The organism is Pandoraea sp. 64-18, assembly GCF_001899225.1.
Classification (GTDB): Bacteria; Pseudomonadota; Gammaproteobacteria; order Burkholderiales; family Burkholderiaceae; genus Pandoraea; species Pandoraea cepalis.
Map to the genome: position 1 here is coordinate 71,684 of NZ_MKVU01000013.1, position 14,821 is coordinate 86,504.

The 14,821-nt window shown below is 64.9% G+C and carries 11 protein-coding genes; 7 read left to right on the forward strand and 4 right to left on the reverse strand.

Annotated features, from left to right (window positions below):
• The first annotated feature begins 194 nt into the window (after positions 1-194).
• The 3 genes from BGP02_RS11290 (at position 195) to BGP02_RS11300 (ending at position 3,860) form a co-directional block, all read left to right on the forward strand.
• Complete coding sequence (locus BGP02_RS11290; RefSeq protein WP_017234336.1) at positions 195-1,073, forward strand: branched-chain amino acid ABC transporter permease; 879 nt, start codon at positions 195-197, stop codon at positions 1,071-1,073.
• Positions 1,074-1,183: 110 nt separating this feature from the next.
• A complete protein-coding gene (locus BGP02_RS11295; protein ID WP_051060217.1) occupies positions 1,184-3,064 on the forward strand; it encodes a branched-chain amino acid ABC transporter ATP-binding protein/permease in 1,881 nt (626 codons plus the stop codon).
• 73 nt (positions 3,065-3,137) lie between these two features.
• A complete protein-coding gene (locus tag BGP02_RS11300; protein ID WP_017234338.1) occupies positions 3,138-3,860 on the forward strand; it encodes an ABC transporter ATP-binding protein in 723 nt (240 codons plus the stop codon).
• 20 nt (positions 3,861-3,880) lie between these two features.
• On the opposite strand, the gene BGP02_RS11305 is transcribed toward BGP02_RS11300, so the two are convergent.
• Together BGP02_RS11305 and BGP02_RS11310 are read right to left on the reverse strand one after the other, a co-directional pair.
• A complete protein-coding gene (locus BGP02_RS11305) occupies positions 3,881-5,014 on the reverse strand; it encodes an NAD(P)H-dependent flavin oxidoreductase (protein ID WP_261938654.1) in 1,134 nt (377 codons plus the stop codon).
• Positions 5,015-5,179: 165 nt separating this feature from the next.
• Positions 5,180-6,301, reverse strand: a complete 1,122-nt coding sequence (locus BGP02_RS11310; protein ID WP_286798665.1) for a site-specific integrase — start codon at positions 6,299-6,301, stop codon at positions 5,180-5,182.
• 177 nt (positions 6,302-6,478) lie between these two features.
• Between BGP02_RS11310 and BGP02_RS11315 the strand changes: the two genes are divergently transcribed.
• Entirely contained in the window at positions 6,479-7,504 is a 1,026-nt protein-coding gene (locus tag BGP02_RS11315; RefSeq protein ID WP_286798517.1) for a DNA-binding protein, read from the forward strand.
• 58 nt (positions 7,505-7,562) lie between these two features.
• Here BGP02_RS11315 and pdxR read toward each other — a convergent pair whose 3' ends face one another.
• A complete protein-coding gene (pdxR, locus tag BGP02_RS11320; RefSeq protein WP_286798518.1) occupies positions 7,563-9,104 on the reverse strand; it encodes a MocR-like pyridoxine biosynthesis transcription factor PdxR in 1,542 nt (513 codons plus the stop codon).
• 186 nt (positions 9,105-9,290) lie between these two features.
• Between pdxR and BGP02_RS11325 the strand changes: the two genes are divergently transcribed.
• Together BGP02_RS11325 and BGP02_RS11330 are read left to right on the forward strand one after the other, a co-directional pair.
• Positions 9,291-10,043 (forward strand): SDR family oxidoreductase, encoded by a 753-nt coding sequence (locus BGP02_RS11325; RefSeq protein WP_017234343.1) that lies wholly within the window; start codon positions 9,291-9,293, stop codon positions 10,041-10,043.
• Positions 10,044-10,081: 38 nt separating this feature from the next.
• Positions 10,082-10,486 carry a cupin domain-containing protein gene (locus BGP02_RS11330; protein WP_017234344.1) on the forward strand — a complete coding sequence of 135 codons (405 nt, stop codon included), beginning with the start codon at positions 10,082-10,084 and terminating at the stop codon, positions 10,484-10,486.
• Positions 10,487-10,580: 94 nt separating this feature from the next.
• Here BGP02_RS11330 and BGP02_RS11335 read toward each other — a convergent pair whose 3' ends face one another.
• Positions 10,581-12,701 carry a putative bifunctional diguanylate cyclase/phosphodiesterase gene (locus BGP02_RS11335; RefSeq protein WP_261938651.1) on the reverse strand — a complete coding sequence of 707 codons (2,121 nt, stop codon included), beginning with the start codon at positions 12,699-12,701 and terminating at the stop codon, positions 10,581-10,583.
• A 519-nt stretch (positions 12,702-13,220) separates the two neighbouring features.
• Here BGP02_RS11335 and BGP02_RS11340 point away from each other — a divergent pair.
• Positions 13,221-14,720: a DUF2252 domain-containing protein gene (locus BGP02_RS11340; RefSeq protein WP_286798519.1), complete on the forward strand. Its 1,500-nt coding sequence runs from the start codon at positions 13,221-13,223 to the stop codon at positions 14,718-14,720.
• Positions 14,721-14,821: the final 101 nt, after the last annotated feature.

The following is a 14,821-nucleotide window of genomic DNA, read 5'->3' on the forward strand; positions in this document are numbered from 1 at the left end:
TTTGCAGCCATGACGGATGAACAACGGCGCGCGTTGCTTGCGATCCGGGCCCCTGGCAACGGGGTGTCCGGGGGCAGCGCGCGCGCCGTCTGCTCAACCGGGCCATGCACCGGCACTCGGGACCGGCGCGCGGCACACGTCTCGAATACCTCCCGTGCATCGCTCGTAGGCTCGCACTCGCGAGAGAGGACCGCATGACCATCCTGATTCAACTCATCTACAGCGGTATCGCGCTGGGGATGATCTACGCCGTGATCGCCTTCGGTTACCAACTGACGTTCGCGACGTCCGGCACGCTGAACTTCGGCCAGGGCGAATCGCTGATGCTCGGCGCACTGGTCGGCCTGACACTGGTCGATACCCTGGGTCTGAATTACTGGCTGATGATCCCCATCGTCTGCCTGTTCGGTCTCGTGCAAGGGGCGCTGGTCGAGCGCATCGGCGTGAAGCCTGCCTTGCGGATCAAGTCGGAGTTCGGCTGGATCATGTCGACGATCGCGTTGGGCATCATCTTTCGTAACGTCGCGGAAAACGTTTGGGGACGCGACGATCTCAAGTTTCCTTCGCCGCTGCCCGAGTCGCCCATCCACCTGTTCGGCGCAAACGTGTTGCCGATGGAGCTGCTCGTCGTGGTCGGCGCGCTGCTCATGATGGCCGCCGTCGAGTTCTTCAACCGGCGCTCGATTTATGGCAAGGCGGTGGTGGCCACGTCCAACGACCGCGACGCCGCCGGTCTCATGGGCATCAACACCAGTCTGGTCATCACGTTCTCGTATGCGCTGTCGTCCATGGCGGCCGCGTTTGCGGGCGTGCTCGTCGCCCCGCTCACGCTCACCGGCGCCACGATGGGCGCGGTGCTCGGGCTCAAGGCGTTCGCCGTGGCGATTATCGGCGGACTGTCGAGCGGGATGGGCATGCTCGTGGGTGGCGTGATTCTCGGCATCGCCGAGACGACGACCGCGTTCTACATTTCGACCGGCTACAAAGACGTGCCGGGTCTCGTACTGCTGCTGCTCGTGCTGGCCGTGAAGCCGGCGGGCCTGTTCGGCAAGACCGCCATCAAGAAGGTGTAACCATGACCGCTCAGACCTCCACCGCACGCGGGGCCCGCGATCTCGGCGGCCTGCGCGTGACCACGACGCTGGCTGCCATCGTGGGCATCGTTGCGCTGTTCGGTTTTCCGATGGCCATCGGCAATCCTTATTACATCCACATGATCGAGACGATCATGATCTACGCGATCCTGCTGTTCGGGCTGGATATCGTCGTGGGTTACACCGGGCAGGTGTCGCTGGGCCATGCGGGCCTGTTCGGCATCGGCGCCTACGTGGCGGGGGTGTTCTTCACCAAGCTCGGACTCACGCTCTGGCTCGCGCTTCCGGCCTCGATCCTGATTACGGCCGCGTTCGGCGCCGTGCTCGCTTTGCCCGCGCTACGGGTCATCGGCCCGTATCTGGCGATGGTGACGCTCGCGTTCGGCACCATCATCCAGATTCTCATCAACGAGATGGATTTCCTGACCGACGGGCCCATGGGCATCACGCTCACGAAGCCACTCGTCGGGGGGCATCCGATCAATGAGACCGAGTACTACTGGCTGGTGGCCGCGTTGCTGCTGGCGAGCATGCTCGTGGCGCACCGGATTCTCAAGTCGCATCTCGGGCGGGCCTTCGAGGCGTTGCGGGATTCACCGGTGGCGTCGGACTGCATGGGCGTGTCGGTGTATCGCTACAAGGTGTATGCGTTCGTGATCAGCGCCGGATTCGCCGGCCTGGCGGGCAGTCTGTACGCCTACTCGGAGCAGTACATCTCGCCGAACACGTATAACTTCGAGCTGACGATCCTGTTCCTGCTCGCCGTCATCATGGGCGGGCGCAAGACGCGCAGCGGCGCGTTGTTAGGCGCGGCGATCGTCGTCTTGTTGCCGCAATTGCTCGACGACATCGGCACCTTCCGAATCGTCGCGACAGCCATCGCCGCGGTGACCGCCGTCGTGGCGGTGACCGCCATCGCCCGCGGGCGCACCTCGCTCGCCAAGGCGGCGGTGCCGATCGTGGGGACGGCGGCCCTGGCCGGCGTAACCTGGTGGCGCGACAGCATCACCGACTGGCGCCTGACGATCTTCGGGCTGATGATTCTATTTGTCGTGTACTACCTGCCGGACGGCATCATCGGCTTCGTGCGCTCGCGCATTCTGCATCGCCGTCGCACGTTGACCGTCTCGGCCACGCAAATCGACGAGTCGGTCGACGGCGAGCGCGACCCGGTCCTGACAGCGGCGGCGGGCGGTCCCGACGAACTGCTCAACGTGCGCCAGTTGCTCATGCAGTTCGACGGCCTGAAAGCGCTCAATCAAGTGGATCTGAGTGTGAAGCGCGGCACCATTCACGGGTTGATCGGCCCGAACGGCTCGGGCAAGAGCACGATGATGAACGTGCTCACGGGCATTTACGTGCCGACGGCGGGCAGCATCGAGTTCGCGGGTCAGTCGCTTGCGGGGCGCTCGTCGTCGGATATTGCGCTCTCGGGCGTGGCCCGTACGTTCCAGAACGTGCAGTTGTTCGGCGAAATGACGGCGCTGGAAAACGTGCTCGTCGGCTTGCATCACACGTTCGGCGCGACGCTGATCGATGTATCGCTGCGTCTGCCGCGTTACAAGCGCGAGGAAGGGGCGGCACGGGCCCGGGCGATGCGACTGCTCGACTTCGTGGGGCTGGCGTCGCTCGCCGACGAGGAGGCGCGCAACCTGCCGTATGGCAAGCAGCGTCTGCTCGAAATCGCGCGCGCACTGGCACTCGATCCGCGTCTGCTGTTGCTTGACGAGCCGGCCGCCGGTCTGACGGCCCCCGACATTCGTGAATTGCTCACGATCATCCGCAAGATTCGCGACCACGGTATTACGGTCATCCTGATCGAGCACCACATGGACGTGGTGATGAGCACGTGCCAGACGGTCTCCGTGCTCGACTTCGGACAGAAGATCGCCGAGGGCCTGCCGGCGCAGATCCAGGCCGATCCGAAGGTGATCGAAGCGTATCTGGGCGGCGCATCGACGGCGCACTGACGACATTCGCGCATGCGGCGCACGGCGGGGACGATGCCCTGCGCCGCAGCCACGACGGACAAACGGAACCACTATGCTTTCCATTCGTAATCTGCAAGCCGGCTACGGCAAGGTGCAGGTGCTGCACGGCATCGACATCAATGTGCCGAGCGGCCAGGTCGTCACACTCATCGGATCGAACGGCGCGGGCAAGACGACGACCATGCGTGCCGTGTCCGGCATGATCAAGCCGACGGCAGGCGAGATCACGCTGGGTGACAAGCGTATCGACGGACTCGACTCGCATCGCATCGCCAAGCTTGGCCTGGCGCACTCCCCCGAAGGCCGACGCGTGTTCTCGACCATGTCGGTGATGGACAACCTGCGCCTGGGTGCCTTTCCGCGTCTGACCGGTAGCCGCCCACGCGGCGATGTGGCGGCCGATCTGGAGCGCGCGATGGACCTGTTCCCGCGTCTGAAAGAGCGGCGTAATCAGTTATCCGGCACGCTGTCGGGCGGCGAGCAGCAAATGCTCGCCATGGCCCGCGCGGTGATGCTGCGCCCCGATATCGTACTGCTCGACGAGCCGTCGATGGGGCTGGCGCCGATCCTGGTCGACGAGGTCTTCCGCATTATCAGCAACCTGAAGTCGGAGGGCGTGACGATGCTGCTCGTGGAGCAGTTCGCCGCGGCCGCGCTGGCCGTGGCCGACTATGGCTACGTGCTGGAGAACGGCCAGATTTCCGTGCACGGCCCGGCGGAAAACCTGCGCAACGACGACAAGGTGCGCGCCGCCTATCTCGGCGGCAGTCACTGACCTTTGCCGGCGTACCTCGCTCAGTAGGTGGCGGAAAGCTCGCGTAGCGTGTTGAACGTCTCGCGCAGTTCGGTCCGTAGCGTGGCCACGAGGTCGGCGGCGGGCATGGCGCGAGCCAGCGGTGCCGCCTGACCGGCCCACTGGGCCGCGTAATCGCTGTTGCCCTTGGCCTTGGCGGCGGCGTTGATCGCCTTGCCTGCGTCATACGTCACCGGATAGGCGGGCAGGTCGGGGCGGTCGGCTGCTTGCTCCAGCGCATAGAGGCGGTTCACGAAGCCGCGGGCCGGACGCCCGGAGATCGCACGAATCAAGGCGGTTCGCGGCGCAGCGCCGCCGGTCAGCCGTTCGCGGTAGGCCGCATCGGCCGACGATTCGGGGCATGGGACAAAGGCAGTCCCGAGTTGAGCGGCCTGCGCACCCAGCGCGAGGGCCGCAGCGATGCCCGCGCCGTCCATGATGCCGCCGGCGGCAATCACCGGCACCGACGTGTGTGTGACGATCAGCCGCACCAGCGCCAGCGTGCCCAGTTGCTCGTCATCGGTCGGCACACGGTCGCCGAGATCTTCAAAGCGGCCACGATGACCGCCTGCCTCATACCCTTGCGCAACGATAGCGTCGACCCCCGCAGCCTCGATCGTCTTGGCTTCCGCCAGGTTCGTCGCCGAGGCGAACAGCACGATGCCCGCGGCGTGCAGTGCATCGATTCTCTCCTGCGACGGCAGTCCGAAATGGAAGCTGACCACGGCCGGGCGTTCTTCCAGAAGCATGGCAAACATGGCGTCGTCGGCCGCAAAGGTCTTGTAGATCTCGCCGAGCGTGGTCGGCGGCGCGGCGTCGAAACGCGCGAACTCCGGGGCGAGATACGCCAACCAGGCGGCGTCGCGCGACGCGTCGAGCGTGGCGGGCGCATGGCAGAACACGTTGACGTTGAACGGCTTGCGCGTCAGGGTGCGCGTATCGTGAATGGCCTTGCGAGCGGCGTCGGCATTCATCGCGGCGACACCGATTGAGCCGAGCCCGCCCGCGTTGGAGACGGCCGCCGCGAGGGCGGGGGTGGACGTGCCGGCCATCGGGGCCTGAACGATCGGCGTCGACAGGCCGAGTCGTTCTATGAGTGCGCGGTGGCGGGATTGCGAGACGGTGGAGCTTGACATGACGATCTGCACCTTTGAGTGTTCGGTAGGGGGAAACCGGACCCGTCGCAGCAGGGAGTAGATTCACTATGGCATACACACGGGGCGACAAAAGATATCACTAAAATGTATCTTTATGTCGACCACCCGCAGCATCGGCGGGGGCATTGGCTCGCGATATCGGGGTCACGCTTTGGGGCCCGCACGTTCGCCGGGGCCTTCGTGGGTTCCGCCCGTATCTTCGGCGCCCATCAGATCGGCGGCGCGCGAGCGCTGCATATCGGCCCGCCTGAAGTAGCCGATGACGGTCGCCACGCTCGTATGTCCCGTCATCGACATGGTTTCGGCCAGTGGCACCTGCTGAAGCGCGGCCTCGGTGACGAAGCCGGCGCGCAGCGAGTGGGCGGAGAAGTCGCCCTCGAGACCGGCGAGTGCGCATCGCTCGCGCACGATGTCGCGCACGGCGGCCTCGGAGAGCGGTTCGCCCACGTGACCGCCGCGTCGAACGCGCCGAAAGATCGCCCCTTCCGTGATGTCCGCCGCCGTCAGCCAATCCGTGAGCGCCACGGCCGCCGCACCCGTGACCGGTTTTTCGTTCTCGGGCAGGTCCGCGCCCTGCTGATTCGTCTTCGACCAAGCGAGCGTGTAGACGTAATGGTCGGGTCCGCTGCGCCGCACGTTCTCGCATGTCGCCCGTACGACTTCCGAGCGCCTGCGGCCGCCGCTCGCCCATGCGAACAGCAATAGCGCGCGATCGCGTTTGCCTCGCAGGGTGTCGTCGCAGGTAGCCAATAGCGCACGCAAAGGCTCGCGCGTCAGTGCCTCTTTTTTTGCCGTGCGAACGCCCCGTTTTGCATAGGCGCGACGCGTCTTTGCCAGCAGTTCGCGCACCGCCGGTTCCGCGCACGGGTTCGGCAGGTGGTGCGACGTGTGCAGCTTGGCGATGACGCTCAACCGGTGGAGCAGTGTGGCGAGCGCCGGTGGCCCCACACGGGCCTTGAGGCCTTGAGCGACGAGTGCGGCGTCGAGTGCGTCTGGCATCTCGGTCCTGAGGCCGTGCTTGCCTTGATGCAGTGCATGGTCGACCACGAACTGCACGATCACGGCGACCGGCAGCGGCGCGACGAGCGCCTGCCCGTACCTCAGGCGATACCAGCCCATCCAGTAGCGCATGGCCGATTGATAGCTCTGACGCGTGTTCTGCGAGTCGCCTTCTCGGGCGAGCGCTTGTGCCGCGTTGAGCGCGTCGTCATGGAGCGTCTCCGGATTTCGCGGTGGGGGCAGACCGAGGGCCGACGCGCCTCCCATTGCTGCGCTGGGCGCCGATTCGACCGGCCACGGGCGTGCGGGTGTTATTTTTTTACCAGACATATGATTTCATATGTAATATGTACGAAATATAATCAACTCAACAAATAGCTAACGATAATCTTCCATTATCGTGGGTTATTTGGCAATGCCCTCGATATTCAGGAGCGCTACGTGATGACTACGCCTCAAACCCCGACGTCCGCCATGTCCACGCCGTTGCCGCGGCAAGGCGGGCGAGGTATTTCGGCGCACGACGTCTGGACGGCGGCCGATACGTTGTTGATGGCGGGGCAGCGCCCGACCATCGAGCGAATTCGTCAGCAGTTGGGGCGCGGCTCGCCCAATACCGTGAGCCCTTATCTGGATGCGTGGTTCGCGGGACTGGGGGCGCGCTTGCAAGGCGCGACGGCCGCCGCGCCCGGGTTACCGGATGGCGTGACGATGCCGGAATCGGTGGCGCGTGCCGCGCTCGATCTGTGGGCGCTGGCGTTGAACGAGGGGCGTGCTGCCCTGGCGGAAGACGAAGCGGCGCGGCGCGCAGTGTTGGACGCGCGCGAAGCCGAGCTGGCAGCGGATCGCGAGGCGCTGGAGCAGGCGCGGGCCGTGCTCCACGAGCGCATTGCCGCTGCCGAGACGACGGCGGCGGATGCGCGCCAGGCGAGGGAGGAAGCACAGGCGCAGGCGCGGCGCGCCGAGGCGTTGTTGATTGAGGCGCAAGCCGATGCGGTGGCATCGCGGCAGGCACTGTCGGTGGCGCGTGAGCGTACGCATGCGCTTCAGGAGGAACACGCGGCGCAACGGTCCCATTGGGATGTCGAGCGCACCCGGCTTGGCGAGCGGGCCGAAGCCAATGAACGCCGCTTGATGCTTGAACTGGACGCCGCACGCGAGTCGATCAAGTCGCTGCAGCAGGAGCGCAAACAGGTGCAGCGTCAACTGCAGGATGCCGAAACCGGGCTTGCTGCGATGACCGAGGCACAGCACGCGATGCGGGCCGCGAAGGCACTGCAGGATGCAGTCGTGGCGAGGCTGCGCGAGCAGGTCAGCGCGCAGGAGGCATTGGCGGCAACGTATCAGTCGATGCTGGCCGCGCCGATGACGTTATCGTCCGGGCGCGGCAACCTGTCGGGAAAAAAGCGTCGCGTGAGCCATGCGGGCGTGCCGACAACGTCAGTGTTGCGTCGCGTGCGCCGGCCATGAGACAGGTAGCGCGGGGTGTCTGATATTTGTCGGCATTGGCGAACCGTCGGTCAGCAAGTCAGTCGTCCAGGCATGCGCGCAACGTCTGCGCGAGACGAGTGGCTTCCCCGGCATCGGCGACGTTCGCGAAGCCAAGCACGAGGCCGCGCGGCGTGTGCGGTGTATGCCCGTTCGCATACCAGCTCGAGAGGGGCAACACGGCAAGTCCCGCCTCGCTGGCCCGGGCGGCAACGGCAACGTCGTCGACTGGGCCGTGCGGGCCTTCTGGGAATTGCACCGCGAACTGAATGCCACCGTGCGGCAAATCCAGACGCATTCGCTCGCCGAACGCTTGCGTCAGCGCTTGTGTGATCCAGACGCGCCGCTGTCCGTACAACGTGCGCATTCGCTTCACATGTCGCGCAAAATGGCCTTGCGCCATGAAATCTGCCACGGCGGCCTGAAATAGCGCTGGAGAGCCGGTGTTCATGCTGCACGCCACCCGCGCGACGCGCTCCACGGCACGCTCCGGCACCACCGCGTAAGCGAGCCGCAGGCCGGGGAACATCAGCTTGCTGAGCGTGCCGCAATAGATCACGCGATCGTGCCGATCGAGGCTCTTCAGCGCAGGCAACGGCCTGCCCGAATATCGGAATTCACTGTCGTAATCGTCCTCGATGATCCAGCGAGACGCTTTCTCGGCCCAATTCAGCAGTGCGAGGCGTCTTGCGAGCGACAACGTATGACCCAGCGGGCTCTGGTGCGATGGCGTGACCAGGGCGAAGCGCGCTTCTGGGTCCAGTTGTATGCCGCGCTCCACATCGATCCCCTCATCGTCGACCGGTACGGGGACGAACTGCATGCCGGACTCGGACAGAAAATCGCGCGCGAGCAGATAGCCGGGCTCTTCGAACCACACGCGATCGTTCGGTTTCGCGAGACTGCGCAACACGAGTTCAAGCGTCGCGCGGTAGCCGCCGGTCACGAACACTTGCTCGGGCAGACACGTGACACCGCGAGACAGACCCAGATAGGTGGCAATGCGTTCTCGAAGCGGCCGGTAGCCCATCGGATCCGGGCAGGAGAGCATCGCGCGATCGCCGCTGCGCACACGAAGCGAAACCAGTCGACTCCATATCTTGCGGGGAAACGCGTCGAGCGCCGGTTGCCCGGCCTGCAACGGTCGTGGCTCGCCGCTCATTGCGACAGTGATGGCCACGTGGGGCGGTGCCGGTCGACTCGGTGACGCGGTTGACGATTTCGCTGGGTCGGCGCGTTCCACGTTCGTTCGTCCCGTGTGCGGCACACCTTGCGGTGTTTGGTGACCTGTTCCGTATGTCGAATGCACGATTGACGGCGGCAGCGACGGGGAAACAAACGTGCCGGCCGCGCCGCGCATCTGCAGATAACCCTCGTCGACAAGGATCGTATAGGCCAGTTCGACGGTGCCGCGGGCGGTGTTCAACTGCGCGCAGAGGCTGCGAAGTGCCGGCACGCGATCTCCAGGACGCAGATGCCCCGCGGCAATCGCCGTCCTGAAACGCTCGCAAATCTGCAGATAGATCGGCTGCGGTCGCTGGCGATCTATCTGAATGTCCAGGGCGGGCGTTCGTGCGGGCATGAGTATCTCGTGGATGAGGGCGGGCCAAGTTGATTTGGACTAGTCATATCGATGATTTTTGGCCCTTATTGTTACGACATGATTGTTACATACTGCCCTTAAGCAATGCCATGGCGAGGACACTTCCACGCGATGCCACGCTCAGTACGCGTCTCGCGCGTTCAGTTGCCCCTTGGAGAATCTGTCATGAAAATCGTGGTAATCGGTGGTTCGGGCCTGATCGGCTCACGTCTCGTCACCCGGCTCGGCCAGGCAGGCCATCAGGCGCTCGCCGCGTCCCCGCGTACCGGCGTCAACTCCGTGACTGGCGAAGGTCTGGATGCCGCGCTCGTCGGCGCGGATGTCGTGGTGGATGTCACGAACGCACCGTCCTGGGAGCCTCAGGCCGTGCTGGACTTCTTCCGCACCTCGGCTCGCAATCTCGGCAAGGCTGAGGTGGCCGCGGGGGTGCGTCATCATGTTGCGTTGTCGATCGTCGGTACCGACCGCATGCCGGAGAACGCGTATTTCACGGCCAAGGTCGCGCAGGAGGCTGCGATCGAAGCCGCTGGCGTGCCATACACGATTGTGCGCGCCACGCAGTTCATGGAGTTCATCGGCGGCATCGCGGATTTCAGCACGGATGGCGACAGTGTGCGCGTCGGCGACGGGCTGTTCCAGCCGATCGCTGTGGACGACATCGTCGAGATCCTCGCACAGGTGGCGCTCGCGGCGCCGCGTAACGCCACGATGGACATTGCCGGCCCGGACCGCGCGTCGCTGGCGCAGATCATTGCGCGCTATCTGAGCGCGAAGGGCGATGCGCGCCCGGTCGTGACGGATCGTAACGCGCGGTACTACGGCGGCATCGTTGAGGAACTGTCGCTTGTTCCGCTCGGCGACGCGACGATCGGCCGTATCGGTCTCGACCAGTGGCTCGCCCAAACGCGCGAAGGCTGATTTTTCGGGCCGACGAAGGCCCCCGATGGAGTGAAGTCATGAAACGAATGGTTTTGTTCGGCGCAACGCTGATGTGCCTGTGCCTGATGGGGGTGCGCCCGGTCACGGCCGCGCCCGAGGCGCAGGTGGTGCCGCTGCGTTCGACGCCGTTGCCGGAGTACCCGGGCAAGGAAGTCAAGATGATCGTTGTGGAGTATCCGCCGGGCGCAGTCGACCCCGTGCACCGTCACGACGCGCAAGCGTTTGTGTATGTGCTCGAGGGAAGCATTGTCATGGGCGTCAAGGGGGGCAAAACGGTGACGCTGAAGGCGGGGGATACGTTCCACGAAGGCCCCAACGACATTCATACGGTGGGGCGGAATGCGAGTACCACGCGGCCGGCCAAGTTTGTCGTGTTCCTGATCAAGAAACAGGGCGCGCCGATCCTGACCCCGGTGAAGTAACACGGTCGTTCCAGCCGGTGCCGGCAACCCCGGCGCCACCCCTGCGGCGCCCTTCTTCGGCGCCCCCGACCGGGCGAGCGCGGATGGCCGCTGCTCAGGCCATCGCCGCCGCACCGGAGGCGCCCGGCAGTGCCGATAAGATCCGGGCGAAGGCGTCGCCCGTGACGGGTTTGCCGAGCAGGAAGCCTTGCAGTTCGTCGCAATCGAGGGTCTTGAGCGCCTCGCGCTGCGACGGCGTCTCGACGCCTTCGGCCACCACATCCATATCGAGCGAGTGCGCCAGCGCAATGATGGCGGAGACCACGGCGCTGCCCTCGCGGCCGCAGGTGTCCAGCCCGCTCGTGAAGAAGCGGTCCATCTTCAATTGCTTGACGCGGAAGCGCTGCAAGTACGCCAGACTCGAATAGCCCGTGCCGAAATCGTCGATCGCCACTTCAAAACCCTGCTCGTGGAAGGCTTGGATCACGTCGATCGTGTGCTGGGCGTCGAACATGGCCACCGTCTCGGTGATTTCGAACATGAGCCGGTCGGCGGCGATGCCCGCCTCGCGAACGATCTCCACGATGTTTTCCACCAGTTGCGACTGGGCCATCTGGCGCGGCGAGAGGTTGATCGCGACCTTGACGGGCGGCAGACCCGCGGCGTCCCATTCCTTGATCTGTCGGCAGGTGGCCCGCACGACCCAATAGCCGATCGGCACGATCTGTCCGGTGCGCTCGGCGACGGGGATGAAGTCGGCCGGCTGCAGTTCGCCGAAGGTGGGATGCGACAACCGCAGCAATGCCTCGGCACCCGCCAGCGCCTCGGTGTCGCCCCGGTACTTCGGCTGGAAGTGAAGCGAAAAATACTGCTCGTGTTCCGCGTCGTGCAGCGCCTGCTGGATCTCCCACGTGCGTTGAGCGGCGGCATTCATGCGCGGCTCGAAGTAGCGGAAGATGCCGCGTCCGGCGCGCTTGGCTTCGTACATGGCCGTGTCGGCGTGCTTGAGCAGCATGTCGATGGTATCGCCATCGTCCGGAAACACGGCGATGCCGATGCTGGGCATGACGTGCAGCGATTGATTGCCCACGCGAAGTCCGTCGCGCATATCGTCGAGCAGGCGTTGCGCCACGCGCCCCGCGACCGCAGGTGACGACAGGGAGCCCAGCAGCACCACGAACTCGTCGCCGCCGAGTCGGGCGACCACATCGTCGCCATTGACGTTTTTGCGAAGCCGTTTGGCGAACGCGCGCAATACGTCGTCGCCCACGTTGTGGCCAAGCGAGTCGTTGATGGTCTTGAAGCCGTCCAGATCCATGAACAGCACCGCGAAACGGCGCTCGTCGCGACGCGAGTTCACGAGCATGCGCGCAGCGGAGTCATGCAGGGCGCGACGATTGGGCAGATCGGTCAGCGCATCGTAGGTCGCCATTCTCGCGATCTGCGAGTTCAGCTGCAGAACGGAGTTCGCCAGGAAACTCGTGCGGGCGTCCAGGCGCGAGACGAGCAGGGTGGTGACGAGCATCAGGAAGGTGAACAGGCTGACGGTCGTGACCAGCCACGGGGAGCTAACCCCGCCCGCCGCGCCACAGATGGCGCCCGGCATAAAGTTGGCCGCCGACATGCCGGTGTAGTGCATGGCGGTGATCGCCAGTCCCATGACCCCAGCGGCGCCGATGCGTTTGGCCATAACGTAACGCAGACTGCCGTCGCGCAGCGTGCGCGCAATCCACAGTGCCGCCGTGGCCGCCGCCATCGCGATCAGGATCGAGGCGGCAAAGCGTGCTGGATCGTACTCGATGCTCGGATACATCTTCATGGCCGCCATGCCGGTGTAGTGCATGGCCGCGATCCCGAGGCCGAGCGTGACACCTGCGGTGACCAGCCGGCGCTTGGTGAAGCGCTCGCGGGCGACCAGCCAGAGCGCCGCCCACGAGATAACGACGGCAATGCCGAGCGAGGCCGCGGTAATGACGGGGTCGTATCCTAGCGCGAGGTTGGCGTGCGAACCCAGCGGCGCCCCGAACGGCGCGAGCGACAGCGCGAGCATGCCGATGAAATGCATCGACCAGATACCGATGCCCATCGCGGCCGCGCCCACGGCGAGCCACGCGTGACGCATGCCGCGGTGCGTCAGGAGATAGATGCGACCCGAAAGGTCGAGTGCGGTGTACGACGCAAGCACGGCAACCGCGAGCGATAGTGCGACGAGCCAACCACTGTACGAACTGGACATATGAGAACCGACCGAAAAGTCCTGCTTAACTGGTTATCGGCAAGGACGGCCGATAGTTGAGGGGCACGTAGGAATGTTTCCGACAGCGCTCGGCCGATTGGGTCGGGTGGCGCGTGAGCGGGGGACTTCGCCGACGTCCGGGCGCGTCGTGCCGACGCTCGACACTGCCGATATCATGGGGAATAATCCGTCCATGCCCGTCTTGAGCCGTGTCGTGGGTGGAGACCCGGCACGCGGCGTCGCGTGCATCAGCTGCATCACCTGCGCCCCTCTTGGGCGGCCAACCGCCAGAATCACGAAGTCTCGGACATGACACGCGTATGACATCGGGTGCCGGCGGGCGGTAGATTACGGCAGCCCTCAATTTTGCCTGATTTCCGCGGGATTTCCTCGCGCCGCGTCAATTTTGATAGTTAAATGCCCCGCTGGCACCGTGAAAAGTGCCGGCTTGCGGCGCGCTCACCCGTGCCGGTGGCGTGTGTGGAATGGTTGCGGCATTGCACGAACAGGGAGCCAGTCATGCCCGCTAAATTGTCGTCTGCCTCGCGCTCGGCCACGGCCAGCCCCGCCGCATCTTCCGCCGCGTTTCCGGTCGCAACATCGCCCACCGTTCCCGTCGTGCCGTTCGAAGCCCGCATTGCTGCCGGGCGCAAGCTGCGCGACACCACACCGCGTGGTAGCCACGCGCATGTCGGTAACGTCGACCGAGACGTTGTGGAACTGCTGCGAACCAGCAGCGAGGGACGCGTCGATGCGCTCGTGCCGTTGCGCTACGGACGCATGCTCGCGTCGCCCTTCGCTTTCTATCGGGGCAGCGCCATTGTCCAGGCCCACGATCTGGCGGGTACCCCGCACACCGGTCTCACGCTCCAGATCTGCGGCGATTGCCATCTGGCCAACTTCGGCGGCTTTGCCACACCGGAGCGCACCCTGATCTTCGATCTGAACGATTTCGACGAGACCGCGCTTGGACCTTGGGAGTGGGATCTAAAGCGCTTGTGCGCCAGCCTGGTACTGGCCGCCCGCCAATTCGGCTTCGGCGATACGCTGGGCGTCGAGATGGTGCGCACGGCGGTACAGACGTACGCGCGGCGCCTGAATGAATACGCCCACATGCCGACGATTGCGTTATGGCATGAGCAGGTGACGTTCGAGCGCATGCTCGACCTCGCTCAAAGCGAGCGCGTGCGCGAGGGCGTGAAACGCGGCATTGCGCGCGCCACCGGGCGCACGCATGAAAACGTGCTTCCCAAGTTTGCCCAGCAGGTGGGCGATCATTGGCAGATTCGTGATGCACCACCGAGCATTTTCCATGTGCACGGCGCCACCACGCTGTTCGGCACGGAAGACGACTGGCTCGGCCTGGGCGATTGGCGCACGCTGTTCGCCCCCGTCTACAAGAGCTATCTGAACTCGCTCTCGCCCGATCGTGCGCTCATGTTGTCGAGCTACACGCAGGAGGATCTGGCGTTCAAGGTCGTGGGTGTCGGTAGCGTCGGCACCCGGTGTCTGGTGTTGCTGATGATGGATACCCACGAGCAACCGCTCTTCCTGCAGTTCAAGGAGGCGTCGAAGTCGGTCGTCTCGCGCTTCTTCAAAAGCGCCTCGTCGAAGCACGACGGGCGTCGCGTCGTGGAGGGGCAGCGACTGATGCAGGCGGCCTCCGACGCCTTTCTGGGCTGGGGCAGCGGCCCGTTCGGGCGCAGCGTGTATGGACGTCAACTGCGCGACATGAAGGTGTCGGCGCAATTCGAGCTGTTTCGCGCCGACGGCTTCCGTGAGTACGCCGGGCTTTGCGGATGGGTGCTGGCGCGCGCGCACGCCAAAGCGGGCGGTTGTGCGGCTGAGCTGGTTGGGTATGTGGGCAAAGGCAACCGGCTCGCGCAAGCGTTGGTCCATTACGCGACCGATTACGCCGACCAGATCGAACGCGACTACGATGTGTTCAGAAAGGCGTGTCGTGACGGTCAGCTAGAGGCGCGCACCGATGCCGACATGGCCGCCGATTTCATTGCGTGAGCCGAACGGGGGCGATGCAGGCTTCCCCCAATGCATCGGCGATCGGGCGTGACTAAACTACTATTGACAAGCGCGAATTCACAAGCGCGACACTAGGTACG

Bases quoted from the DNA above. Each gene is read 5' to 3' on its own strand.
- BGP02_RS11330 (WP_017234344.1), top strand. From the start codon at position 10,082: ATGAAACGAATGGTTTTGTTCGGCGCAACGCTGATGTGCCTGTGCCTG.
- BGP02_RS11290 (WP_017234336.1), top strand. From the start codon at position 195: ATGACCATCCTGATTCAACTCATCTACAGCGGTATCGCGCTGGGGATG.
- BGP02_RS11310 (WP_286798665.1), bottom strand. From the start codon at position 6,301: ATGGGAGGCGCGTCGGCCCTCGGTCTGCCCCCACCGCGAAATCCGGAG.
- BGP02_RS11295 (WP_051060217.1), top strand. From the start codon at position 1,184: ATGGCCATCGGCAATCCTTATTACATCCACATGATCGAGACGATCATG.
- BGP02_RS11335 (WP_261938651.1), bottom strand. From the start codon at position 12,701: ATGTCCAGTTCGTACAGTGGTTGGCTCGTCGCACTATCGCTCGCGGTT.
- pdxR (WP_286798518.1), bottom strand. From the start codon at position 9,104: ATGCCCGCACGAACGCCCGCCCTGGACATTCAGATAGATCGCCAGCGA.
- BGP02_RS11300 (WP_017234338.1), top strand. From the start codon at position 3,138: ATGCTTTCCATTCGTAATCTGCAAGCCGGCTACGGCAAGGTGCAGGTG.
- BGP02_RS11325 (WP_017234343.1), top strand. From the start codon at position 9,291: ATGAAAATCGTGGTAATCGGTGGTTCGGGCCTGATCGGCTCACGTCTC.
- BGP02_RS11315 (WP_286798517.1), top strand. From the start codon at position 6,479: ATGACTACGCCTCAAACCCCGACGTCCGCCATGTCCACGCCGTTGCCG.
- BGP02_RS11305 (WP_261938654.1), bottom strand. From the start codon at position 5,014: ATGTCAAGCTCCACCGTCTCGCAATCCCGCCACCGCGCACTCATAGAA.
- BGP02_RS11340 (WP_286798519.1), top strand. From the start codon at position 13,221: ATGCCCGCTAAATTGTCGTCTGCCTCGCGCTCGGCCACGGCCAGCCCC.